Source organism: Janthinobacterium sp. P210006 (genome assembly GCF_036231885.1).
Lineage (GTDB): Bacteria > Pseudomonadota > Gammaproteobacteria > Burkholderiales > Burkholderiaceae_D > Janthinobacterium > Janthinobacterium violaceinigrum.
Genome location: NZ_JAZARD010000003.1, coordinates 562,740 through 585,787, shown reverse-complemented (window position 1 = coordinate 585,787; position 23,048 = coordinate 562,740). Strand labels below are relative to the sequence as shown.

Here is a 23,048-nt window from a genome sequence, read left to right as displayed (position 1 = left end):
CCGATGAACGAAGCGGATAAAGAGCCGGTTTCGGCGCTGGCACGCGAGTGGCGGCGGCTGCGCGGCGACTTCTGGGATTTCGGCATGCTCAGCTGGATTCCGGTCGTGCTGTGCGGCATATTGTGGCTGGTCTTTTCCGCCGGTATCGCGCGCGACTTGCCCATCGTCGTCATCGATAACGATAACTCGACCTTGTCGCGCCAGTTGACGCGCTGGCTCGACGCTTCGCCCGGCATCGAGGTCGCGGCCAAGGTGGCGTCCAGCGACGAAGCGCTCCATCAATTGCGTGAGCGCAAGGCTTTCGGCTATCTGCTGATCCCGAACGATTTCGAACAGAAACTGCTGGGCGGCCGCCAAGCCACCGTGCAATGGCTGTACAACGCGCAGTTTTCCTCGCATGCGGGCGCCTTGCTGCGCGACGTGCGCACGGTCAGCACGACCTTGTCGGCCGGTATCGAGATGACGGCGCGCATGAAAAAAGGCATGTCGGGCGTGCAGGCGGCGGCCCAGTTCGAGCCTATCCGCACCACCTTGAACAGCCTGTACAACGACAACATCAGCTATGAAGCGTTTTTGACCTTGGCCCTGATGCCGGCCATGCTGCAGATTTTCATCGTCGTCGCCGTCGTCACGTCCATCGGACGCGAGTTGCGCGACGGCACGGTACCGCAATGGCTGGCCTCGGCCCGTGGCAGCTGGCCGCGTGCCGTCGGCGCCAAGCTGCTGTTTCCGCTCGTCGCCTACTGCGCGCTGGCGCTGCTGTATCTGCTCTTCTTCAGCCTGGCGCGGGATTGGGCCGTGGCAGGCAGCTTGCCGGCGCTGCTGCTGAGCATGCTGCTGCTGGTGCTCGCGTATTGCGGCCTGGCCACCTTGCTGATCGCCGCCACCTTGTCCCTGCGCCTGGCCCTGTCGGGCGCCGCCTTCATCACGGCGCCGGCGTTCGCGTTTGCGGGCCAGGCCTTTCCTTTGATGGCCATGCCCGCGCCGGCCCGCGCCTGGGCGGAAGCCTTGCCGCTCACGCATTATCTGCAACTGCAAACGAAATACTGGCTGGCCGGCGCACCGTGGCGCTATGGCGTGCAGGAAATGCTGATATTGGCCGGCATCGCCATCGGCTGCGGCGCCGTGGGCGTGCTGCTGCTGGCGCGCCGCGCGAATGCGCCTGCGGCCTGGGGGCGCACATGATCTGGTCCGCCTTTGTCGCCACCTGGCGCGCCATGCTGACGGACAAGGGCGCGCTGACCTTGCTGTTTATCGGCGGCATCATTTATTCGTTTTTTTATCCGCTGCCGTACTCGACGGAAATCGTCCAGCGCGTGCCCGTGGCCGTCGTCGACCAGGACCGCAGCGCCATGTCGCGCCAGCTGACGCGCTTTGCCATGGCCCATCCCTCGCTGCACGTGGTGGCCGTCACGCCGGACTTGCCCGTCGCACAGGATTTATTGTGGCGCGACCAGGTCATGGGTGTATTGATCATTCCCGACGGCTTGCAGACGGACGTGCTGGCCGGCCGCGCCGCCCATGCGCAGGTGGCGGGCAATGGCTTGTACCTGATGCTGAACAAGGTGGCCTTGAACGGGCTGGCCGAAGTGGTGGGCACGGTGTCGGCCGGGATTGAACTCAAGCGTTTGGGCGCGGGCACGCCTTCGGCCGTGCAGGCCAGCCAGCAGCGCTCGCCCATCACCTTCGATGCCGTGCCCCTGTTTAACGTCAAGGAAGGCTATGGCGCCTATGTCGTGCCGGGCGTGGCCACCCTGATCGTGCAGCAGACCTTGTTGATCGGCATGACCATGCTGTTCGGCACCTGGTACCAGCGCAAGGCCTTTCCCGTGCCGGGCAAGCGCACGGCGGGCGGCTATGCGGGCATGCTGCTGGCGTTTGCCTGCGTGGCCTTCCTCAACTGCTGCTATTTCTTCGGCTTTGTCTTCTGGTTCCAGGATTACCCCCGTGGCGGCAACTTTGGCGGCATGCTCTTGCTGCTGGTGCTGTTCTCGCTGGCGGAAGCAGCGTTCGGCATGCTGCTGGGCATGCTGTTCCGCACGCGCGAGCGGGGCACGCAGCTGATGATCGCCACGTCGATGCCCGTGCTGTTCCTCGCGGGCCTGACCTGGCCCGTCTCGTCCATGCCCGTCGTGCTGCAATGGCTGCGCTGGCTGCTGCCATCGACGGCCGGCATCCAGGGCTTTGTCGCGCTCAATCAGATGGGCGCCTCGCTGTATGAAATCCGCCATGAAGTGGTGGGGCTGCTGGCCTTGCTGCTTGCCTGCGTGGCGCTGGGCTGGCGGCGCTGGCGCATGATGGAAGAAGTTGCTGTTGATTTGAACAAGGCGTAACTGGGCCGATATGCAATAATTTCACTTCCGCCACGTTGCCTGTCCATCATGTCAGCCTTTAATCTGTTCCAGCGCCTGTCCCAAGCTCCCACCAAGCCCAAGGCGGCGCCTGCCGCGCGGCAGTTCGACGTGGCGGACCTGTACCAGGGACCCATCGCGCTGGGAACAGAAGGCGAGGCGCAAGCCCGGCCTTTCGATGAAAAGCTGCGCCAGGCATATTTCTGGATCGTCAACCACGCCATCATCAGCCCCCATTACGACATCGAGTACAACGATGGCCCGTCGCAGACGTATGCCGTGGGCGACAGCCGCCGCACCCTGAACCTGCCGTCGGCGCAAAGCTATTCCAGTTTTATTTTGCTGCCCCTGCTGACGTTTGCCACGCGGCGCAAATGCCTGTTCGTGGGCGGGCCGGGGCGTGGCAAGACGGCCAGCGCCTTGCTGATGGGCGTGCTGGCCGGTTCCACCGTCAAGGAAGTCAAGCGCGCCATGCAGCATGGCCATCCGCAGATGACGGTGGCCGACTTGCTGGGCAATCCGCTGCCGGCCGACCTGGTCAACGCGCAAAGCATGGACGATATCCGCATCGCCTGGCGCGCCTGGCTGGGCATGCGCGTGAAAATCGTCGATGAATACAACCGGATCCCCACGCGCACGCAAAGCGCGCTGCTCACCGTGATGGGCGACAATTACGCGGAAGTGCTGAACCACATCTACGAATGCCCGGAAGCGGCCTGGTATCTGACGGCCAACGACGACCAGGGCGGCGGCACCTACCAGGTGATCGAAGCGCTGCGCGACCGGGTCGACGTGACGGTGCAGGCGCTGGCCTTCAATCCCCGCTTCCTGAACGAACTGCTGCTGCGCGTGGAGGAAAACGTGCGGCCCGAGGAGCTGGTGCCGCCCGATATCATCTTCACGGAAGCAGAAGTGGATCAGATTGGCAACGATATCCGCCAGGTTGCGGTGCCCGAGGCCGTGCGGCGCCGCCTGGAGTTTTTCGCCAGCCAGTTCGAACTGTTCGAGACGGCGGGAGGCCAGTTCGAATACATGACCAAGGATACGGCCCGCCTGTCGGGCGCCGACCGTGGCGCCGCGCAGGCGGCCGACAATGGGCGCGACCGCCTGAAGGACCTGGGTTGCCAGACCTTGAATGGCATTTCCGTGCGCACCCTGATGGCGCTGCTGATCTACGCCAAGGCCATGAGCTACTTCCGCGGCAATGGCGAAGTGGAGCTGGAAGACCTGCGCCAGGTACTGCCGTTCGTCCTGCATAACAAGCTGCAGCCGGACCCGGACGCGCCATTTTTCGCGCTGCCGGAAAACGCGGCCTACCGCAGCGACAGGCTGGGCTGGCTGCGCCGCCTGTTCGACTTGTCGAACGATGAATTCAACCGCCTGGACCTGGACCGCGACGATCCCGTCGGCGTGCTGTCGGCCGAATTCGACCTGGGTCTCGATGGCGTCAGCGAACGCGAGACCCTGGCGCGCCTGAACCGCATCGAAAAGCTGATCGGCGAGCGTACCAAAGGAAGAAAACTGTACGGTCCCCTGTACGACGATCTGCTGAAGCTCAAATATCTGCACCAGCGCTATACGAATTACCGCAGCTGGCTGCGTTCGCAATGAATTCCGCACTGAACATCGACCATTGCCGCGGTTTTCTCGACGCGCTGGCCATGTTGAACGGCGAGGCCAGCGACCTGTGCGCGACCTACGAGCTGCAACGGCTGCCCGATGCGCCCGACCTGCTCACGGCGCTGGGCTTGCGCGTGGAAGATTACGCCCTGCATGTGGGCTTCCCGGCGCGCGCGCTGCCGGCGCCCTTGTGGCAGATCACGGTGGCGCCGTGCGGGCGCGCGCACCTGGAGCAGATGTGCCAGCGCTGGTTTTTCTCGTCGGAGCACATGCGGACGGCGCCGCCGGACCGTTTCCGCGCCTGCCTCGTCAACGCCTTCCTCGACGCGCTGGACATGTCGCTGGCCGGATTCACTGTGCACGCCGTGACGATGACCGTGCCGCCTGGCGCCTGGTATGCGATCCACTGGGACGAGATTGCGTTCGAATCGGGGAGCGAACGCTATCTGCTGCATTTTTCGCATAGCGATTGAGGGATGGCGATGATTTCTTCTGCCTTTGCGGCCATCCTTGCCAGCGGCCGCGCCCAGTTCAACGGCCGCGCGGCGGAAGCGCGCCGGCGCTTTCCCTCGCTCGACATGGCTGCCTTCGGCGTTTTTTTGCACGACGGCGTCGATCCGCTGGTGGCGGCCGTAGCCGCTGCCGCGCCCGAGCGCGCGGGCAGCGTGACCCTGGCCGCCTACGACATGGCCCTGGAGCTGGTTGGCCACGGCCTGGCGGGGCCGGCCGCGAAGAATCCCTTCCTCAATACCGTCTGGCGCGAACTGGCGCCGGCGTTGGCGCCGCTGCTGGCGACGGCTCCCATCGAGGTGCTGGGCATGCTGAGCAACGCCGCCATTCACGTGGGCGGCGTGGCGGGCGCGCGCCCCTCGCAATGGCAGCGCGAGCTGGCCGCCCTGGCGCCGCAGGTCGCGACCTTGGCGCAATTGCGCGCCGTGGGCCAGGTGCTGGCCTGGCGCGCCGGCGTCGCGCATTTCCGCCAGGGCGCGCTGGCCGCCGCCGACACCTTGCCGCATGAGCTGGCGCTGGCCGCCTTTGGCGAACCGGGCGCGCACTGGCCGCAGGTCCACGCGCAGTTGCTGGACTATCCGTGGCGCGGCAATGCCGAGGGTAGGGAGTTCGGCAGCTTCAGCGGCCTCGGTGGCGACTTCGGCACACCGCCGCAGGTGCGCGCCACGCCGGATGGCTTTGTCGTGCGCAGCGCGGAGCGCCATTATCTGCTGGTGGCCGACGCCTACGGCGCCGTGCTGCATGGCGCCACGGCGGAAGAATACGCGCTGGCGCAAACCGGCGTGCCAGCATTCGTGCGCGTGGACGGCGCCAGCGTGCATATCGGCGCGCGCAGCATCGCGCTCGACCTGCCTGCCGGCGACATCGCCCTGGCCGCCAATGCGCATACGCTGGCCATCACCTCGCCCTGGACGCACGCGATCCGCCTGCTGCCGCTCGCATGAAGAACGATGCCGATACCGCGCTGATCGACGCCTGGCGCGCCGCCTGGCCCGCAGCCCTTGCCGTGTGGAGCAAGTTTACGCGGCTGCGCGATCCCAGCCTGTGCGCCAGCCGCGTCCAGGCCAGCGAGCAGGGCCTGTCCGGCAGCTTCGCCATGATCCGCTTGCTGGACCAGAGCGTGGTGGTGGACCTGGCGCTGGTGGCGGAACTGGGACTGGACGACTATGCGCTGGAAGTGCTCGCGCATGAAATTGGCCACCACATCCTCGCGCCGGGCAGCGCCGGCGACCAGTTCCGCCTGCTGGCGCGCATGCGCCGCGCCTTGCCCACCCTGGAGCAGCACGCGCCCATGGTGGCCAACCTGTACACGGACCTGTTCATCAACGACCGCCTGCAGCGCCAGGCGAACCTGCGCATGGCCGACATCTACCGCAAGCTGCAGCAGGGCAGGGAGGCGGCGGCGGATGGCAAAGCGAAGGCCAGCGGCGGCGTGTGGACCTTGTACATGCGCATCTATGAAAACCTGTGGCAGCTGGAAAAGGGCGAGCTGGCTGGCGACAATCTGGACGAGCGCCTGGACACGGATGCCTGGCTGGGCGCGCGCCTGATACGCGTGTATGCGAACGACTGGATGCTGGCGGCGGGGCGCTTCGCCACCCTGCTGCTGCCTTACCTGGTCGAGGATACGGACGCCCTCGGTGGCAGTCTTGACCCCAGCCGCTATCTGCAGGACACGCGCGACGCGGCGCGCGGCTGCCAGACGTACGGCGCGCAGCAGATCGAGGATGACGAGGAGGACGGCGCCATCCATCCCGTGCACGACAAGCGCATCTCGGGCCTCGATGGCGAAGCGCCACAGGGCGATGCGCCGGCCAGGGCGGCGGGCGGCCAGCTGCGCGAACCGTTCGAACTGGGAGACATCCTGAAAGCCTCGGGCGTGGACCTGAGCGACCATGAAATCGCCATCCGCTACTACCGCGAGCGGGCCTTGCCGCACCTGGTGGCGTTTCCCCGCCGCCCCGTGCCCGAGTCGCAGGAACCGCAGATGGAAGGGCTGGAGCCGTGGGAAACCGGCGATCCCCTGGAAGACATCGACTGGCTGCAATCGGTGATGCAGTCGCCGCGCCCCGTGCCGGGCGTGACCACCGTGCGCCGCGTGTATGGCCGCGAACCGGCGCGCGCCATCGACGCCATGCCCGTCGACCTGGACATGTACGTGGACAGTTCCGGTTCCATGCCGAACCCGCAGGCGCACACCTCGTTCCTGACCCTGGCGGGCGCCGTCATCGCGCTGTCCGCCCTGCGCGCGGGCGCGAAAGTGCAGGTGACCCTGTGGAGCGGCAAGAACGAGGTGATGCAGACGCCAGGGTTCGTGCGCGATGAAGACATGATCCTGGGCGTGCTGACGGGATTTTTTGGCGGCGGCACCTGTTTCCCCATTCACTGCCTGCGCAAGACCTATGCGGGCAAGCGCGAACGGCCTGCGCACATCCTGATGATTTCGGACGATGGCATCACCACCATGTTCGACGACGATGAACTGGGCAACAGCGGCTGGGATATTGCGGCGAAAGCGCTGGCCCAGGGCGGCGTGGGCGGCACCATGGCCCTGAACCTCGAGCGCGGCTGGGATGGCGCGGCCAGCCACAAGTGGCTGCAGCAGACCTACGACGACCTGAAACGCGCGCGCCGCGAACAGGGCTGGGATATCCATGCCGTCGAGCGCTACGAGGATTTGCTGGACTTTGCGCGGGCGTTCAGCCGCCGCCACTATGTGAAGAGCTAAACAGGATGAATATGCGCAGCAAAATTCCGGGGTCAGACCCGGCGGGTCTGACCCCAGTATTTGCCGTTGGGTTGAGGTAAAGACATCATGATGCAAATCGGACCCCACCTCGAAACCCTGACCCACCGGCTGGCCGACACGCCCGCCGAATTCCTCGCCGAGCCGCACATCTCCGGCGTCGCCAACGCGCAGGCGGTGGCGGTTGCCGCGCTGGTCAACGACATCCTGCTGCTGCATGGCGCCCGCGCGCCGGCCGCGTCCCTGCAGGGCTTTCTCGGCGCGCAGGTGAAGGCGGACCGCAACCGGCTGGCCCTGGCCATGATCGCGTGCTGGCTGCTGGCCGACGCGTGGTTCATCGGCCAGCAGCTGCCGCAGCAGGACCTGCTGCAGGTGCTGGGCGAGGCGGTGCGCGAACTGGCCGCGGCCACGCCCGCGCACCAGTTCACGCAAGACCCCGAGCGGCGCGAGGAGCTGGCGCGCATCGTGCTGGCGCGCCTGGGTTTCCGTCCCGCGGAGGAAAGCGTGGCGCAGGCCACGGACCGCCTGTCCGCCATCAGCGGCACGGAGCGCCGCCGCCTGCTCGAAGCGAGCCGGCTGGCCGAACAGCGCGCGCGGGAAATCCGCGAGGCGCTGGCGAAAAAGGCAGCCGAGGAATCGGCCGACAAGTGGTCGCGCGAATGAGCGTGGATGCCAATCTGCCGGGTGGCGCCTGGGAATCGGACCGCGATTACTGTCCCACCCTGACGCAGGCGGGCGCGCGCATGCTGGAAAAACTGCGCAGCCACCCGGCGGCGCCCCGCTACCGCAACCGCAGCGGCAACAAGCTGCAGGCGGCGGAAGTGGCGGCCTTGCGCGCCTACGAACAGGAAGTCATGGATGCGGCGATAGACTGGAGCGCGGCCGCGCCGCCGGCCTGGCTGCCCGGTTTTCTCAAGGCGGCCTACGCCACGGTGCCGTATTACCGCGCCTGCGGTTCGCCGCCCGCGCGCCTTGCCGACGTGGCGCCCATCAGCCGTGCCGAGCTGGCGCACGATATCGCCGCCTTCGTGCCCGACGATGCGGACCTGGCGCGCATGATCAATTTCCAGACGACGGGCACCACGGGCCACCCGCTGCTGATCGCCTCGCACCCGCTGGTGGCGGGGCGCTACCTGGCTTTCCACAAGCGCGCGCTGCGCCGCTTCGGCGTGACCCTGCGCCATGGCGCGGGCCAGGTGGGCGTGATGCTGCTGGGGCACCAGCGCCGCTGCTTCACCTATGTCTCCGTCACGCCCACGATGCACGAATCGGGCCTGGCGAAGATCAACCTGCACGTGGACGACTGGCGCGACCCGGACGACCGCGCGCGCTACCTCGACGCCATGGCGCCCGAGCTGATCGCGGGCGACCCCATCTCGTTTGCCGAACTGCTGACCTTGCCGATGACGCACAAGCCCGCCGCGCTGCTGTCCGTCTCGATGATGCTGTTGCCGGGCATGCGCGCGCGTCTCGAAGCGAGGTTCGGCTGTCCCGTGCTCGATATCTATTCGCTCAATGAAGTGGGCCCCGTGGCCGTCTACGACGAACAGGCGGGCGGCCACGTGCTGCTGCAGCACCGGCTGTACGTGGAAATCCTCGACGCCGGCGGTCAGCCCGTGCCGACTGGCACGCGCGGCGAAATCACCGTGACGGGCGGTTTCAATTTCTGCCTGCCCCTGCTGCGCTACCGCACGGGCGACTATGCGTCGCTGGCGCATGGCCCGCATGGTCCCGTGCTGGTGGGACTGGCGGGCCGCAGCCCCTTGCGCTACCGGACGGCCAGCGGCGAGTGGATCAATAATATCGACATCACGCATGCGCTAAAGCCGCTGGCCATCGCCGTGTTCGGCGTGCACCAGCATGGCGATGGCAGCGTCGTGCTGCGCCTGGCGCCGAACGCCATGCCGCAGGCGGACCGGGCGCGCGCCTTGCTCGCGCCGTTCTTCGGCGCCATCACGGTCGAGACCTTGCTGGCGGAAGACAAGATCATTCAATACACCTCGGATTTGCGGGAAGCGGCGGCATGAATCTCTATAAGCGCGGCCTCGTGGTCGGCAAATTCTGCCCGCTGCACAAGGGCCACGAACTGTTGATCAATCGCGCGCGGGAAGCCAGCGAAGAACTGCTGGTGGTCAGCTACACGAAACCTGAATTTCCCGGGCTGGACCCGGCGCGCAGGGAAGGGTGGCTGCGCGCGCAATTTCCGCAGGCGCATATCGTGGTGCTCGACGATGCGCGCCTGGCCGCCCTGTGCGCGGCGCGCGGCGTGCCTGCGCGCACGCTCCCGCACAACGATGACGATGGCGACGACCATCGCCACTTCATGGGCTGGTTGTGCTGGACGGTGCTGGACTTGCCCGTCGACGCCGTGTTCAGCAGCGAAGACTATGGCCCCGGCTTTGCGCGCGTGCTGGAGCGGCATTATGCACGCGCGCCGGTGGCGCATGTCAGCGTGGACCAGGCGAGAACGCTGGTGCCCGTGTCCGGCACCCTGGTGCGGCAAGATCCGCAGGCCCACGGCGCCTTCCTGTCGCCCCTGGTGCGCGCCAGTCTCGTCACGCGCGTATGCGTGCTCGGTGGCGAGTCGAGCGGCAAGACGACTCTGGCGGCCGCGCTGTCGACCCATTTCGGCTGCCCCTGGGTAGCCGAGTATGGCCGCGAGCTGTGGGAAAGCCAGGATGGCATCCTGGTCTACGACGATCTGCTGAAGATCGGCAGGGAACAGCTGCGCCGCGAAGCGCAAGCCGCCATGCAGGCGCAGCGCTGGCTGTTTTGCGATACCTCGCCCCTGACCACGTATTTTTACTGCGTCGAGATGTTCGGCAAGGCGGAGGCGGAACTGCTGGACCTGGCTGGCCATGCGTATGACCTGGTCGTGCTGTGCGCGCCCGATTTCCCCTTCATCCAGGATGGCACGCGCCGCGACGACAGCTTCAGGCTGCGCCAGCATGCGTGGTACCAGGCGGAGCTGGCGCGGCGGGGGATCGCCTTTGTCAGTGTGTCAGGTTCGGTGGCCGACAGGGTGGGGCAGGTGGCGCAGGTGCTGGCGGCGGCGTGATCGGCGTGGGTCGGATTAGCGGAGCGTAATCCGACATTACTATATACGCCAACAATGCTGTCGGATTACGCGGCTTGCGCCGCTAATCCGACCTACTGTGTAAATGCGGTGCTGACCGCCGCCAGTATCTCGTCCGAAAACGCGGCATCATCGACGGTGCGCGCCAGCGCCACGGCGCCCACCATGGCCGACAGCATGACGATGGCCTCCTGCCGCGGGTTGCGTTTTTTCTGCCACGGGAAATGCGTGGCCAGCTTGCCGATGATGGATTTCAGGTGGAAGGTGAAGGCGGGCAGCACTGCCGGCTGCTTGCGCGCGTCGCCGGCCAGCGCCGCCAGCAGGCAGCCGTTGCCCGGCGCATCGCGGTGGGCCGCGCTTACATAGTCACGCACATACTGGCGCATGGCTTCCGGACTGATGGTTGCCGCATCGAGCGCCGCGCGCGAGTGCTCCGAGCCGTGCAGGGTGCTTTCCGCCATCAGCGCTTCCTTCGAAGCGAAGTGGTTGTAGAAGGGGCCATGCGTGAGTCCCGTCGCCTTCATGATCTGCCCCACGCTGACGCCGTCAAAACCCTGTTCACGGAACAGCCGCGCCGCTTCCTGCAGGATGCGCTGGTGTTTTTCTGCCGTTTCGGCCGCTGGGTATCGCATGGTGTTCTCCCGGTCATTAAATAATTTCTGTTGACATCATACATTACGTACGTCATGCTTGCGACATTAAGCATGATGATCGTCATGTTTAATGTCGCATCAAAACATGATGATCATCATGTTTGGTCCGTCGTGCTGCAAACCATTCATTCGAATTTACCAACTACAAAGGGAATCATCATGAGTACAGTCAATACACCAGGCACGGCCCTCGTCACTGGCGCATCGTCGGGCCTGGGCGCCGTGTATGCGGACCGCCTGGCCAGCCGCGGCTTCGATCTGATCCTGGTGGCGCGCCGGGTCGAACGCCTGGGCGTGCTGGCCAAGTCGCTGGCGGAAAAGTATGGCGTGTCCGTGCGCGCCATGGCGGCGGACCTGTCCGCAGCGGCCGACCTGCAGCGCGTGGCCGAAGAACTGGCCAGCAATCCGGCCATCACCATGCTGGTGAATAATGCGGGCGCCTCGACTCTGGCGCCCGTCGCCGATACGCCGAAAGCGGGCGTCGCCGCCATGGACAAGGTCAACGTGACGGCCGTGGCCGAGCTCAGCTACGCCGTGCTGCCGCGGTTCAAGCAGCGCAACAGCGGCACCATCATCAATATCGGTTCCGTGCTGTCCTTCCACATCCTGCCCGTCAGCACGATCTACAGCGCCACCAAGGGCTATGTGATGAATTTGACGCGCGGCTTGCAGCAGGAGCTGGCCGGCACGGGCATCGTGGTGCAGCTGGTGCTGCCCGCATCGACGGCGACGGAAATCTGGGAATTGAGCGGCGTGCCCCTGGCGCAGCTGGACCAGGCCACCATCATGCGCGCCGAAGACTGTGTCGATGCGGCGCTGGCCGGCCTGGACCAGGGCGAACTGGTGACCTTGCCCTCCGTGGAAGACAAGGAACTCTGGGAGCGTTTTGACGCTGCCCGCCTGGCCCTGTTCGAAGGCGCGATGCGCGGCAAGCCGGCATCGCGCTATGGCATCGCGGGCTGAGACTCGCGAGAGAGAAAGCTACAGGGGGCGTACGAGGATGCAGATTTCGCCCATCCAGGCGGCGAATACGCGGTGAAAATGGAAGCGGGAAAAATGCGCGACGTCGGCCAGCTGGGCCAGGTCCAGCAGCGTGTCCAGGTGGCGGTCGATATGGTCAAGCACGGCATTCATGCGCCGCGCGTATTCGGCGCGGAACTGGCCGGGCGTAGCCTGTTCCGGCGGAGAGGAAGGGGAGTTCATGCCGCCGATGATGGCATGAAGTCCCCTCCGGATGGCGTAGAAAAGAGGCTTACGCCGCGTTCAAGGCCTGCTCCAGGTCTTCGCGCAGGTCGTCGATATGCTCGATGCCCACGGACAGGCGCAGCATGTCTTCGGACACGCCCGCCTTGGCCAGTTCTTCGGCATTGAGCTGGCGGTGCGTAGTGGAGGCCGGGTGCGTGGCCAGCGACTTGGCGTCGCCGATGTTGACCAGGCGCGTAAACAGCTGCAGGGCGTCGAGCACGCGGGCACCGGCCGCGCGGGGATCTTCGCCGCTGGCCAGCTTCAGGCCGAAGGACAGAATGCCCGAGGCGCGGCCGCGCATGTATTTTTTCACCAGCGCGTGGTCCGGATGGTCTTCCAGGCCCGCGTAATTGACCCACGCGACTTTCGGATGCTGCTTCAGGTGTTTGGCCAGGGCCAGGGTGTTGTCGCAGATGCGGTCCATGCGCAGGGCCAGGGTCTCGATGCCCTGGATCAGCTGGAAGGCGCTCAAGGGCGAGATGGCCGCGCCCATGTTGCGCAGCGGGACGACGCGCGCGCGGCCGATGAAGGCGGCGGGGCCGAACGCTTCCGTATAGACGACGCCGTGGTACGACACGTCCGGTTCGTTCAGGCGCTTGAAGCGCTCCTTGTGATCAAACCATGGAAATTTGCCGCTGTCGACGATGGCGCCGCCCACGGTGGTGCCGTGGCCGCCCAGGTATTTGGTCAGCGAATGGACGACGATGTCGGCGCCATGCTCGATGGGACGGAACAGGTAGGGGCTCGGTACCGTGTTATCGACGATCAGCGGGATGCCGTGCGCATGCGCGATTTCGGCCAGCTTCGCCACGTCCGTGACATTGCCCAGCGGGTTGCCGATCGATTCGCAGAAGATGGCCTTGGTGCGCGAGTCGATCAGCGCGGCGAAGGTCTCGGGCTGGCGCGCGTCGGCGAAGCGCACTTCGATGCCGATCTGCGGCAGGGTGTGGGCAAACAGGTTGTAGGTGCCGCCATACAGCTGGCTGGCGGAGATGAAATTGTCGCCCGCTTCCGCGATGGTCTGGATCGCGTAGGTGATCGCCGCCATGCCCGACGCGACGGCCAGCGCGGCCACGCCGCCTTCCAGCGCCGCGACCCTTTTTTCCAGCACGTCCTGCGTGGGATTCATGATGCGCGTGTAGATATTGCCGGCCACCTTGAGGTCGAACAGGTCGGCGCCATGCTGGGCATTGTCGAAGGCGTAGGCCACCGTCTGGTAGATGGGGACGGCGGCGGCCTTGGTGGTCGGGTCGGGGGTGTAGCCGGCGTGCACGGCCAGGGTTTCGATTCTCATGTGGTCTCCGGTGTCGATGGTATGCGGTGGTGAAATCCGCAGCCATTGTGCCATGCACCCGTTACCAAGTTATCACGCTTGATAGAATTTTAAGTCATAAGCTAGTGCTGTCTTGATATAAGTCATCGAGCTCCGCCCGGCCGATGAAGCGTTCGTGCGTGCCATGCTGGGCGCAGGCAAACGCGCCGCCGATGGCGCCGCGGCGCATGGCCGCGTCGATGCCCGCACCAGCCAGCCAGGCGTGCAGGAAGGCGGCGACGAACGAGTCGCCCGCACCATTCGTGTCCACCACGGGCAAGTTCAAGCCTGCGGCCGGAGTGTGGCGCACTGTCTCGCTGCCCCGTTCCAGCACGTACGCGCCATCCGCGCCCGCCATGGCGATCACGGCCTGCGCGCGCCCTTCAGCCACGATGGCCCGCATGACGGACTGCGTGCGCTCGCCCAGTGCGGCCGTGCTGAGGAAGACCAGGTCGGCGCGCAGGGCAAAGACCTTGTGGTGCGGATTGACGCCATCCCAGTCGTGCAGGTCGGTTGACACGCTGGTGCCGCACACGCGCGCGTCGTCAAACAGCTCGGCCACCCAGCCCATGATGGAAAAGTGCGCATGGCGGGCCGGTCCCAGGTAGGGAAGATAAAAAGCGGCGGGCATGCGCACGTCTTCCGGGTGGCGGCCGTCGTACAGCGACAGCCGGCGTCCTTGCGGGTCGACCAGGTTGACGCTGCGCCGCGTGCCCGACGGTTCGACGAGATGGGAAAAATCGAGTTTGGCATCCTTGTAGCGCTGCAGGATGGCCGCGCCTTGCGCATCGTCGCCGATGAAATCGATGAACTTGCAGCGCAGGCCCAGCGCATGGCAGCCGAGCGCCACGCCGTTGCCCGTGTGCGCCACGTAGTCGTGGATGGGCGGCACGTGCAGCGAATCGGCCACGGGCAATTGCAGGTCGGGGACGCGCACGATGGTGTCGATGCCGGCGCCGCCGACCACTAAAATGTCATAGCTGCTCATGGTGCTGCCTTTTCTAACAGGACGGTGCCGGCCGCGTTCACCGCGACGGCGCCGTCTTTGACGGTATAGGTTTGATCCGCATAGGCGTCGCGCAGCCGGGTGCCATCGGCGAACACGCCGTGCACCTTCAGTTCGAGCGCGCCTTGGGCTTCGGGCACGGCGATGACGGCGTCGCCATCGATCACGCGGGCGAACGCGTACGGCTTGTCGTTGATGAAGCGATGTTCGCCGCGCGCCAGGGCGGGGTGGCGCAAACGGAACTGGCCCAGCTTGCGCGCATGCGCGAGGGTGGCGCCATCGATCGAGTTCCAGTTCATGTCGGAGCGGGTGGCCTGCTGCTCGTCACCGACGGGCGCCGCGCCAGGCTGGCGCGCGCTTTCATCGCCATAGAACAGCTGCACGCCGCCCGGCGCCAGCAGCAGGGCGGACAAGCCGTGCCGCAATTGCCCGCGCGGGAACAGGCTCGTGTCGTGCGACGAGATGTACGACAGGATGTCGTAGCGGGGTTCATTGCCCATGCGCTTGCCCAGCAAAGTCGCGTACTGGCGGTACACGCCGTCGATGCTTTTCCAGTCCGCGCCGGCGCGGTTTTGAAAGTCGAAATTGATCATCGAGTCGAAGCCCGCGTCGTGCCAGCTGCTGCGCTCGGGGCCATGGCCCCACGCTTCGCCCGTCATCCAGAACGCAGAGTCGTCGATTTTCTGCTGCGGGTGGCGGGTTTTCCAATCCTTGAGGGCATCGGTGGCGGCCGCGCGCAGGGCCAGCCAGCTGGCCGGCTCCACGTGCTTGACGGTGTCGGCCCTGAAACCGTCGACGCCGAATTCGCGCACCCAGTCGGCCAGCCAGTGCACCAGGTAGCCGCGCACGCTGGTGCCGGGCAGGGCCACGGCCCGCGTGTCGCTTTTACGCTGCAGGATGGGCGGCAAGCCCACGGCCTTGCCGCTCTCCGTGCGGAAGTCGGGCAGATAGGCCAGCTGCATGGTGAAATCGTCCTTGCCGCCGTCCGGGTAGCCGGGCAAGCCCGCGCGCACCCAGTCCGGGCCCCACCATTGCTTGAATTCGAAGTTGTTGTAGTCGATGAAGCTGTGATAATCGCGCAAGGTGGCTTTTTCGTGGCCGGGCCACAGCACGGGCACCTTGTATTGCACCAGGGTGCGCAAGTCCGCGTAACCGGGGTGGTTCAGCACCACGTCGAACAGCACGCGGATGCCTTGCGCGTGGGCCGTGTCGATCATCTCGCGCAGCTCTTCGCGCGTGCCCATGTTGGCATCCATGGTGGTGTAGTCGAGCGCCCAGTAGCCGTGGTAGGCGTAGTGCTGGAATTGCTGCTTGCCGCCCACCACCCAGCCGTGGATCTGCTCGTACGGCGCCGTGATCCACAGGGCGTTGACGCCCAGGTCGCGGAAATAGCCGGCCTTGAGCTGCTGCGTGATGCCGGCGATGTCGCCGCCGTGGAAGCTGCCGGCATCGCCGCCTTGCGGGTCGGCCGCGCGGCCATAACTGTGGTCGTTGCCGGGATTGCCGTTGGCGAAACGGTCCGTCACGGCAAAATAGACGATGGGGTTGTCTGCGAAGCTCCCTGCCTGCGCCGAAGCGCTGAGTAACAGGGCGGCCAGCGTAGTCAGGGCGCTGCGCATGGTCAGCCTTTCACGCCGCCAGCCGTCAGGCCGGAGATCATCCACTTCTGCGCCAGCAGGAACACGGCCGTGATGGGCAGGCCGGACAGGATGGCTGCCGCGGCAAAGTCGCCCCACAGGTATTTTTGCTCGTACAGGAACAGTTTCGAGCCGACGGCCAGGGTCAGGTTGTTCTGCTCATGCAGCAGCACGGAAGCGATCGGGTATTCGATGATGGCGCCGATGAACGACAGCAGGAACACCACCATCAGGATGGGCACCGTCATCGGCAGCAGCACGTAGACAAACGCCTGCCACTGCGTGGCGCCGTCGACCTTGGCCGCTTCCTCGATTTCCACGGGGATGGTTTGATAGTAGCCCTTGATGGTCCAGATATGCAGGGCGATGCCGCCCGTATAGGCCAGCACCAGGCTGCCGTGGTGGTCGATGCCCAGCCACGGCACATAGCTGCCCAGCACATCGAAGATGGCGTAGATGGCCACCAGGGCCAGCACGGCGGGGAACATCTGCAGCAGCATCAGCGCGGACAGGGTCTGCGACTTGAAGCGGAACTGCATGCGCGCGAACGCATATGCGCAGGTGGTCGACAGCAGCACGGTGACGGTGGCGCTCATGCTGGCCACCTTGATGGAATTCCACAGCCACAGCAGCACTGGGAAGTCCGGTTCGACCAGGGTGCCGTTGGGCGCCTGGTAGGACATGCCCAGCGCCAGGCGCCAGTGCTCGAAGCTGATCTCGGGCGGGATCAGGCTGCCCGAGGCGAAGTTGCCGGGCCGCAGGGAGATCGACAAGATCATCAGGAAGGGAAACATCACCAGCGCGATCAGCGCGATCACGGCGACGTGGGCCGCCAGGATGCGCCAGCGGTTGGAACGGTCGACAACGATAGCCATGGTCGGTCCTTTATGCTTTGTTCATGCGCGTCAGGCGCATGTTGACCAGCGAAATCGCGGCCACGAGGAAGAAGATCAGGGTCGAGATGGCGGCAGCCAGGCCAAAGTTCTGGCCGGAATCCTCGAACGCGATGCGGTAGGTGTAGGACACGAGCAAGTCCGTCGTGCCGGCCGGTAAGGTCGTGTCGAGGAAATCGGGACGCCCGCCCGTCAGCAAGCTGATCAGCACGAAATTATTGAAATTGAAGCCCAGGCTGGCCACCATCAGCGGCGTGAGCGGCTTGATGATCAGGGGCAGGGTGATCTTGAAGAAATTCGTCAGCGGTCCCGCACCGGCCAGGGCCGACGCTTCGTACAGGTCGGACGGAATCGCCTTGATCAAGCCCATGCACACCACCATCATGTAGGGATAGCCCAGCCAGGTGTTGACGATCAAAATCATGGCCTTGGCCAGGGTGGTGTCCGAGAACCAGGCAGGCTTGATGCCGAACAGGGCGTCGAGCACCAGGTTGATTTCGCCAAAGTTATTGTTAAACAAGCCTTTGAAGACCAGGATGGAGATAAAACCCGGCACGGCATACGGCAGGAACAGCAGGGTGCGGTACAGGCCGCGGAAGCGCAGCGCATCCCAGTTCAGCAGCACGGCCAGCACCATGCCCAGGCCCGTCGTCGTGGCCACGCTGATCAGGGCGAAAACGATGGTCCAGACGAAAATGCGCAGGAACGGGCCGCGGAACGCTTCATCGGAGAAAATCTTCACGAAGTTGGCGAAACCTACATTGACCTTGAAGCCCGGCTCCAGTTTCGTGCCGTCCGGCATTTCATAAAAGCCCGTCTTGAAGTTCGGTGTCACGAGTTCGCCCGTGGCGATCTTCTTCAGTGTTTTGTCGGGCAACTGCTTGTAGACGTGCGCGACGGGCCCGAATTCGCGCAAGCCCACCATGCGCAGCTCGATCTTGTTCGGCGTGACCAGGGTGAGCAGCTTCAAATCCTTTTGCAGGCCGATGATGTCCTTGATGGGCAGCGGCGGGGCCAGCACGGGCGCCTGCACGGGATCGATGGGTGCCACCTCCACGGTCAAGGGCACGGCGCGCTTGAGGGCCAGCGGCTGCGTCAGCAGCACTTCGCCCGTGTCCGGGCTTTCCAGGCGCAAGCGGTATTCCTTGTTGTCGGCATGCACGGTCATGGCATAGCCGGCGCTTTCCACGCGCTGCGTTTCATCCAGCAGGTATTGCGTGGCCCGCTCGTAGGTGAGCAGGTTGCGCGAGCTGAAATTGGTAAAGCCGATCGACACCGTGTACACCATCGGCAGCAGCACGAAGACGATGACCGCCGTGATGCCGGGAAACAGATAACGGTAGGCATAGGCGCGCGGCGACGTGAAGACAAACGTCGTCAGGGTCAGCAAGCCGAGGAAGACGGCAGCCAGCATGGTCTGGCCGGAAATGTACAACATGAAGAGCAGATACAGACCCAGCGCCATGCTGATGGTCAATACCGTAGGGCCGATAAACTTGCGCACGATGGATACCTGTGAAGATGGATGCTGTTTGCGTTGAACTTGTACGCAATGGAGAGCTGGGGTCAGTTCCTTCGGAATTGGAACACATCCCATTGGGATGCGTTCCCCCGGCGGGTCTGACCCCGGATTTCTGCTGATGGTCGAAAATTAAATTTCGCCTAACCAGCGTTTATCAATTCGCCGTCGTAATCCGCTTCGCCGCCGCATCGAGGCCATCCTTGGTGGTCTGGCGGCCTTGCGTGATGTTTTCCAGCGCCGATTGCATCGACGACCAGAAGCGGCCCATTTCCGGATTGTTGGGCATCGGGCGGCCCGCTTGCGCGCTTTCCATCGTGGCCTGGATGTTCGGGTTGGCTTTCAATTCCGCGAACAGCACCTTGTTTGCCGGCGTGCCCAGCGGGACGTCGGCGTTGATGGTTTTCAGGCCGTTGATCTGCAGCATCTGGTTTTCCAGGAATTCCGTCGCCAGGTCCTTGTTCGGGCTGGCCTTGGAAATCATGGCGCCCAGCACGCCCACGAATGGCGTGGCCGTCTTGCCTGCCACGGTAGGAATCGTTGCCACGCCGAAATTGATCTTCGATTTGCGCGCATTGTCCCACGACCATGGGCCGTTGATCATCATGGCGATCTTGCCCTGGTTGAAGCCCGCTTCCATCTCGGCATAGCCCGCGCCCTTCGGCATGGCGCCGCTGTTGATCAGGGTCATCAGCGCATTCACGCCTGCTTGCGAACCGGCATTGTTCACGCCCGTTTTCGCTGCATCGTAGCGGCCGTCGGCCTTGACTTCAAACGGGAAACCGCCGCCCGCGCCCAGCAGCGGCCACGTGAAATAAGTATTCGTGTAATCCCACAGGATGGCTTTCTTGCCCTGGCCAGACAGTTTCTTGTCCAGCGCGGCGATTTCCTCGAAGGTCTTGGGCGGGGTCGGCACCAGGTCCTTGTTGTAGACGAGGGCGACGGCTTCGATCGAGATCGGATAGCCCCAGGTCTTGCCGCTCACGGTGAAGGCGTTCCATGCCAGCGGCAGGATGGCGGCGCGCGCTTCCTTACTTGGCGTTAATGGTTGCAGCAAGCCGGCATCGATCCAGGTGCCGATGCGGTCATGCGGCCAGATCCAGATGTCCGGGCCCTTGCCGGCGGCGGCCGCCTGCTGGAATTTGTTCGGCGCATCTTCCGGATGCTCGACGACGACCTTGACGCCCGTCTTCTTGGTGAATTCCTCGCCGACCTTGGCCAAGCCCTTGTAGCCCTTGTCGCCATTGATCCAGATCAAGAGGGTGCCTGCTTCGGCCGCGTTCGCCATGCTGACGGCGGCCAGGTTGCCGATGCCGGCCAGGGCGGCGGCGATCAGCGTGGTTTTGATGAAGTTGCGTTTCGGGTTAGTGAAGGACATGTCAATCTCCAGTGTCTTTTTTTATGCTAAGTTTATGTTGAATATCAAGGCTGAAACGATGCAACCAGGCCAGGCGGCGCCTGTAGCGCCTGGCCCCTAAAGGGGGTAGTTCAGGTACGGGTCTGGCCGTGCTCGTCGAACACGTGGACGCGGGCGGGCGCCACCTGCAGCGCCACGGATTGGCCAATGGCCCAGTCCGTATCGGCATCGGCGCGCACGACCAGCGGCTCGTCGCCGCCTGGCACCTGCACATACAGATAGCTGATGTCGCCCAGTTTTTCCACCGCTTGCACGGTAGCCGTGATGGCGGCCGCGGCGCCGGGCGCGCACGCTTGCACGTGCTCGGGGCGCGCGCCGATGGTGACGGGGGTGCCGTTGGCCAGCGGCTGCGTCAGCGCTGCCTGCAGCAGGCCGCCCGCATTGGTGGCGATGGTGGCCACGCCGTCCGCGTAGCCGTGGATCTTGCCTTTGAGGAAGTTCATGCGGGGCGAACCGAGGAAGCCGGCCACGAACAGGTTGGCGGGATGGTGGTACAGCTCCAGAGGCGCGCCCACCTGCTCGATGCGGCCCGCGTTGAGCACGACGATGCGGTCGGCCAGGGTCATCGCTTCGACCTGGTCATGCGTGACGTAAATCATGGTCGAGCGCAATTCGCGGTGCAGATTCGCCAGTTCGATGCGCATCTGCACGCGCAGCGAGGCGTCCAGGTTGGACAGCGGTTCGTCGAACAGGAAGACGTCGGGTTTGCGCACGATGGCGCGGCCGATGGCCACGCGCTGGCGCTGGCCGCCCGACAAATCCTTGGGTTTGCGTTCGAGCAAGGGTTCAATGCGCAGGATCTGCGCGGCGCGCTGCACGGCGTCGGCGATCTGCACCTTGCTCATGCCGGCCAGTTTCAGGCCGAAGGCCATGTTTTGCGCCACACTCATGTGCGGATACAGGGCGTAGCTCTGGAATACCATGGCGATGCCGCGCTTGGCGGGCGGCACGTCGTTCATGCGGGTCTTGCCGATGAATAAATCGCCGCCGCTGATCTCTTCCAGGCCGCAGATGCTGCGCAGCAAGGTCGATTTGCCGCAACCCGATGGCCCCACGAAGACCATGAATTCGCCGTCGGCAATCTCCAGGTCGATGCCGTGCAGGGTTTGCACGTCGCCATACGCCTTTTTCAGGCCTGTTAACTTCAGTCCAGCCATGTCTGTCGTCCTCATTCTCACTGAATGTGCCTGGCCAAATCTACTGCGCGTCGAACTTGCGGCTGGCGATGCTCACTGTGCTTTCGCACAGCCGCGCTTCTCAGCCACAACTTTCATCCGCTCGCTACGATTTTGCCGAGCACCGATACTCTGTTGTTCGGCCCCGCTGATGCGCGGGGCTCGTTATTGTAATTGGCGGCATGGCCGCCAAAGCCGACGATTTACGCCAGGGTGCCGAACCAGCCGCCATGCGGGGGCAGGCTGATCTGTTGGCCATTCTTGCTGCCCGGCAAACCGTGCCCGGCCAGGTCCGCCGCTGGTGCCGCCTCAGGCCAGGCGAACGTGACGGCTTGCGTGCCCAGGTTGAAGGCGGCCAGCACGGATGGCTGTCCGGGCAAGTCGCGGCGCAGGGCCAGCACGGGTTCTGGCGCGTCGAAGAAGACGATGTCGCCGCGCAGCAATTGCGGCAGGGTGCGGCGCCAGGCGAGGATGTTCTGCGCAAACTGCAGCGGCGAAGCGCTCTCGCGCTCTTCCACGTCGACGGCGCGCGCCAGGTGCTCGGGCGGCACGGGCAACCAGGGTTTGGCTGTGCTGAAGCCGCCGTGCGGCGCATCGGCCACCCATGGCATCGGCGTGCGGCAGCCGTCGCGGCCCTTGAACTGGGGCCAGAACGGGATGCCGTACGGGTCTTGCAATGCCTCGAAAGGAATGTCCGCTTCCGTCAGGGCCAGCTCGTCGCCCTGGTACAGGCACGGCGTGCCTTTCAGCGCCGCTTGCACGGCCAGCACCACCTTGGCCAGCGACGGCGACGGATTGTCGCCGCCCCAGCGCGTCATGACGCGCACGCTGTCGTGGTTGCCCACGGACCAGGAAGCCCAGCCATCCGTCACTTTGGCTTCGAATTCTTCCACCTGCGTGCGGATGTGGGCGGCCGAAAACTCCGCCGTCAGCAAGTTGAAGCTGTAAGCCATGTGCAGCTTGTCGCCGCCCGTCGTGTAGGCGGCCATGGTGGCCAGCGCATTGTCGTCGCCCACTTCACCGATGGAAATGGCTTGATATTCGTCAAGTACGGCGCGCACGCGCTGCAGGTAGGCGATGTTTTCCGGCTGCGTCTTGTCGTACACGTGCGCTTGCATGCCGTAGGGATTGATGGCCGATACGCTGCTGGCGTCGCGCTGCGCGGCTGGCGGATTGTCGCGCAGCAACTGGTCGTGGTAGGGGAAGTTGCAGGAATCGAAGCGGAAGCCATCGACGCCCCGTTCCAGCCAGAAACGCAGGTTGTCCAGCTGCGCCTGCTGCACGGCCGGGTTATGGAAATTCAGGTCGGGCTGGCTGGCGAGGAAATCGTGCAGATAGTACTGGCTGCGGCGCGGTTCCCATTGCCAGGCGGAACCGCCAAACACGGACAGCCAGTTGTTGGGCGCCGTGCCATCGGGTTTCTGGTCGGCCCACACATACCAGTCGGCCTTGGCATTGTCGCGGCTGGAGCGGCTTTCCACGAACCATGGGTGGTTGTCGGACGAGTGCGACAGCACCTGGTCGATCATCACTTTCAAGCCCAGTTCATGGGCGCGCGCCACCAGGCGGTCAAAATCGGCCAAAGTACCAAACATGGGGTCGACGTCGCAGAAGTCGGCCACGTCGTAGCCGAAGTCTTTCATCGGCGACGTAAAGAAGGGCGAGATCCAGACGATGTCGGCGCCCAGGGCGGCGATGTAATCGAGCTTGGAGGTAATGCCAGGCAAGTCGCCGATGCCGTCGCCATTGCTGTCGAGGAAGCTGCGTGGATAGACCTGGTAGATGACGGCGCTGCGCCACCAGTCGGCGGGCAGGTGGGCGAGATTGTTCTGGATGGTCGGCATGAATGATTTCTTAAAAGTTGCCAGTAGCCGTGGCTATCAGGGCA

At 64.8% G+C, this 23,048-nt stretch carries 20 protein-coding genes; 10 read left to right on the top strand and 10 right to left on the bottom strand.

Annotated features, from left to right (window positions below; all coding sequences use genetic code 11):
- Positions 1-3: 3 nt before the first annotated feature.
- From VPH41_RS16665 to VPH41_RS16625, 9 genes are all read left to right on the top strand, one after another.
- Positions 4-1,185, top strand: a complete 1,182-nt coding sequence (locus VPH41_RS16665; RefSeq protein WP_287778655.1) for an ABC transporter permease — start codon at positions 4-6, stop codon at positions 1,183-1,185.
- The gene (locus tag VPH41_RS16660; RefSeq protein ID WP_328570847.1) at positions 1,182-2,333 is read left to right on the top strand and encodes an ABC transporter permease; all 1,152 of its coding nucleotides are present in this window, start codon (positions 1,182-1,184) and stop codon (positions 2,331-2,333) included. The genes VPH41_RS16665 and VPH41_RS16660 overlap by 4 nt, the downstream gene beginning before the upstream one ends.
- A 48-nt stretch (positions 2,334-2,381) precedes the next feature.
- Positions 2,382-3,962 (top strand): AAA family ATPase, encoded by a 1,581-nt coding sequence (locus VPH41_RS16655; protein WP_328570846.1) that lies wholly within the window; start codon positions 2,382-2,384, stop codon positions 3,960-3,962.
- Positions 3,959-4,444, top strand: a complete 486-nt coding sequence (locus VPH41_RS16650) for a hypothetical protein (RefSeq protein WP_328570845.1) — start codon at positions 3,959-3,961, stop codon at positions 4,442-4,444. The genes VPH41_RS16655 and VPH41_RS16650 overlap by 4 nt, the downstream gene beginning before the upstream one ends.
- Positions 4,445-4,453: 9 nt before the next feature.
- Complete coding sequence (locus VPH41_RS16645) at positions 4,454-5,425, top strand: hypothetical protein (RefSeq protein ID WP_328570844.1); 972 nt, start codon at positions 4,454-4,456, stop codon at positions 5,423-5,425.
- A complete protein-coding gene (locus VPH41_RS16640) occupies positions 5,422-7,209 on the top strand; it encodes a VWA domain-containing protein (protein WP_328570843.1) in 1,788 nt (595 codons plus the stop codon). Before VPH41_RS16645 ends, VPH41_RS16640 begins: the two co-directional genes overlap by 4 nt.
- Before the next feature lie 87 nt (positions 7,210-7,296).
- Positions 7,297-7,890 (top strand): hypothetical protein, encoded by a 594-nt coding sequence (locus VPH41_RS16635; RefSeq protein WP_328570842.1) that lies wholly within the window; start codon positions 7,297-7,299, stop codon positions 7,888-7,890.
- 2 nt (positions 7,891-7,892) lie between these two features.
- Positions 7,893-9,254: a capsule biosynthesis protein CapK gene (locus tag VPH41_RS16630; protein WP_328570841.1), complete on the top strand. Its 1,362-nt coding sequence runs from the start codon at positions 7,893-7,895 to the stop codon at positions 9,252-9,254.
- Positions 9,251-10,285, top strand: coding sequence for an AAA family ATPase (locus tag VPH41_RS16625; protein ID WP_328570840.1), 1,035 nt, complete (start codon positions 9,251-9,253; stop codon positions 10,283-10,285). Before VPH41_RS16630 ends, VPH41_RS16625 begins: the two co-directional genes overlap by 4 nt.
- A 92-nt stretch (positions 10,286-10,377) precedes the next feature.
- Here the strand turns inward: VPH41_RS16625 and VPH41_RS16620 are convergent, their stop codons facing one another.
- On the bottom strand, positions 10,378-10,935 hold the full coding sequence (locus VPH41_RS16620) for a TetR/AcrR family transcriptional regulator (protein WP_328570839.1): 558 nt from the start codon (positions 10,933-10,935) through the stop codon (positions 10,378-10,380).
- A gap of 180 nt (positions 10,936-11,115) precedes the next feature.
- Here VPH41_RS16620 and VPH41_RS16615 point away from each other — a divergent pair, with 180 nt between their 5' ends.
- Entirely contained in the window at positions 11,116-11,919 is an 804-nt protein-coding gene (locus tag VPH41_RS16615; RefSeq protein WP_328570838.1) for an SDR family NAD(P)-dependent oxidoreductase, read from the top strand.
- Positions 11,920-11,937: 18 nt separating this feature from the next.
- On the opposite strand, the gene VPH41_RS28475 is transcribed toward VPH41_RS16615, so the two are convergent.
- The 9 genes from VPH41_RS28475 to VPH41_RS16570 form a co-directional block, all read right to left on the bottom strand.
- Complete coding sequence (locus VPH41_RS28475) at positions 11,938-12,159, bottom strand: AraC family transcriptional regulator (RefSeq protein ID WP_442906276.1); 222 nt, start codon at positions 12,157-12,159, stop codon at positions 11,938-11,940.
- Positions 12,160-12,208: 49 nt separating this feature from the next.
- Positions 12,209-13,495 carry an O-acetylhomoserine aminocarboxypropyltransferase/cysteine synthase family protein gene (locus VPH41_RS16605; protein ID WP_328570837.1) on the bottom strand — a complete coding sequence of 429 codons (1,287 nt, stop codon included), beginning with the start codon at positions 13,493-13,495 and terminating at the stop codon, positions 12,209-12,211.
- Positions 13,496-13,589: 94 nt separating this feature from the next.
- Positions 13,590-14,501, bottom strand: coding sequence for a carbohydrate kinase family protein (locus VPH41_RS16600; protein WP_328570836.1), 912 nt, complete (start codon positions 14,499-14,501; stop codon positions 13,590-13,592).
- Positions 14,498-16,138 carry an alpha-amylase family glycosyl hydrolase gene (locus VPH41_RS16595; protein ID WP_328570835.1) on the bottom strand — a complete coding sequence of 547 codons (1,641 nt, stop codon included), beginning with the start codon at positions 16,136-16,138 and terminating at the stop codon, positions 14,498-14,500. Before VPH41_RS16595 ends, VPH41_RS16600 begins: the two co-directional genes overlap by 4 nt.
- Positions 16,139-16,140: 2 nt before the next feature.
- Complete coding sequence (malG, locus tag VPH41_RS16590) at positions 16,141-17,031, bottom strand: maltose ABC transporter permease MalG (RefSeq protein ID WP_131377298.1); 891 nt, start codon at positions 17,029-17,031, stop codon at positions 16,141-16,143.
- 10 nt (positions 17,032-17,041) lie between these two features.
- Positions 17,042-18,553 (bottom strand): maltose ABC transporter permease MalF, encoded by a 1,512-nt coding sequence (gene malF, locus VPH41_RS16585; protein ID WP_328570834.1) that lies wholly within the window; start codon positions 18,551-18,553, stop codon positions 17,042-17,044.
- Between the two features lie 172 nt (positions 18,554-18,725).
- On the bottom strand, positions 18,726-19,946 hold the full coding sequence (gene malE, locus VPH41_RS16580; RefSeq protein WP_193317474.1) for a maltose/maltodextrin ABC transporter substrate-binding protein MalE: 1,221 nt from the start codon (positions 19,944-19,946) through the stop codon (positions 18,726-18,728).
- 110 nt (positions 19,947-20,056) lie between these two features.
- Entirely contained in the window at positions 20,057-21,142 is a 1,086-nt protein-coding gene (locus tag VPH41_RS16575; protein ID WP_328570833.1) for an ABC transporter ATP-binding protein, read from the bottom strand.
- 221 nt (positions 21,143-21,363) lie between these two features.
- Positions 21,364-23,004 (bottom strand): alpha-amylase family glycosyl hydrolase, encoded by a 1,641-nt coding sequence (locus VPH41_RS16570; RefSeq protein WP_328570832.1) that lies wholly within the window; start codon positions 23,002-23,004, stop codon positions 21,364-21,366.
- Positions 23,005-23,048 lie beyond the last annotated feature (44 nt).

Excerpts from the sequence above, each read along its gene's own strand:
- VPH41_RS16665 (WP_287778655.1), top strand. The coding sequence starts at position 4 with ATGAACGAAGCGGATAAAGAGCCGGTTTCGGCGCTGGCACGCGAGTGG.
- VPH41_RS16660 (WP_328570847.1), top strand. The coding sequence starts at position 1,182 with ATGATCTGGTCCGCCTTTGTCGCCACCTGGCGCGCCATGCTGACGGAC.
- VPH41_RS16655 (WP_328570846.1), top strand. The coding sequence starts at position 2,382 with ATGTCAGCCTTTAATCTGTTCCAGCGCCTGTCCCAAGCTCCCACCAAG.
- VPH41_RS16650 (WP_328570845.1), top strand. The coding sequence starts at position 3,959 with ATGAATTCCGCACTGAACATCGACCATTGCCGCGGTTTTCTCGACGCG.
- VPH41_RS16645 (WP_328570844.1), top strand. The coding sequence starts at position 4,454 with ATGATTTCTTCTGCCTTTGCGGCCATCCTTGCCAGCGGCCGCGCCCAG.
- VPH41_RS16640 (WP_328570843.1), top strand. The coding sequence starts at position 5,422 with ATGAAGAACGATGCCGATACCGCGCTGATCGACGCCTGGCGCGCCGCC.
- VPH41_RS16635 (WP_328570842.1), top strand. The coding sequence starts at position 7,297 with ATGATGCAAATCGGACCCCACCTCGAAACCCTGACCCACCGGCTGGCC.
- VPH41_RS16625 (WP_328570840.1), top strand. The coding sequence starts at position 9,251 with ATGAATCTCTATAAGCGCGGCCTCGTGGTCGGCAAATTCTGCCCGCTG.
- VPH41_RS16620 (WP_328570839.1), bottom strand. The coding sequence starts at position 10,935 with ATGCGATACCCAGCGGCCGAAACGGCAGAAAAACACCAGCGCATCCTG.
- VPH41_RS16615 (WP_328570838.1), top strand. The coding sequence starts at position 11,116 with ATGAGTACAGTCAATACACCAGGCACGGCCCTCGTCACTGGCGCATCG.
- VPH41_RS28475 (WP_442906276.1), bottom strand. The coding sequence starts at position 12,159 with ATGAACTCCCCTTCCTCTCCGCCGGAACAGGCTACGCCCGGCCAGTTC.
- VPH41_RS16605 (WP_328570837.1), bottom strand. The coding sequence starts at position 13,495 with ATGAGAATCGAAACCCTGGCCGTGCACGCCGGCTACACCCCCGACCCG.
- VPH41_RS16600 (WP_328570836.1), bottom strand. The coding sequence starts at position 14,501 with ATGAGCAGCTATGACATTTTAGTGGTCGGCGGCGCCGGCATCGACACC.
- VPH41_RS16595 (WP_328570835.1), bottom strand. The coding sequence starts at position 16,138 with ATGCGCAGCGCCCTGACTACGCTGGCCGCCCTGTTACTCAGCGCTTCG.
- malG (WP_131377298.1), bottom strand. The coding sequence starts at position 17,031 with ATGGCTATCGTTGTCGACCGTTCCAACCGCTGGCGCATCCTGGCGGCC.
- malE (WP_193317474.1), bottom strand. The coding sequence starts at position 19,946 with ATGTCCTTCACTAACCCGAAACGCAACTTCATCAAAACCACGCTGATC.
- VPH41_RS16575 (WP_328570833.1), bottom strand. The coding sequence starts at position 21,142 with ATGGCTGGACTGAAGTTAACAGGCCTGAAAAAGGCGTATGGCGACGTG.
- VPH41_RS16570 (WP_328570832.1), bottom strand. The coding sequence starts at position 23,004 with ATGCCGACCATCCAGAACAATCTCGCCCACCTGCCCGCCGACTGGTGG.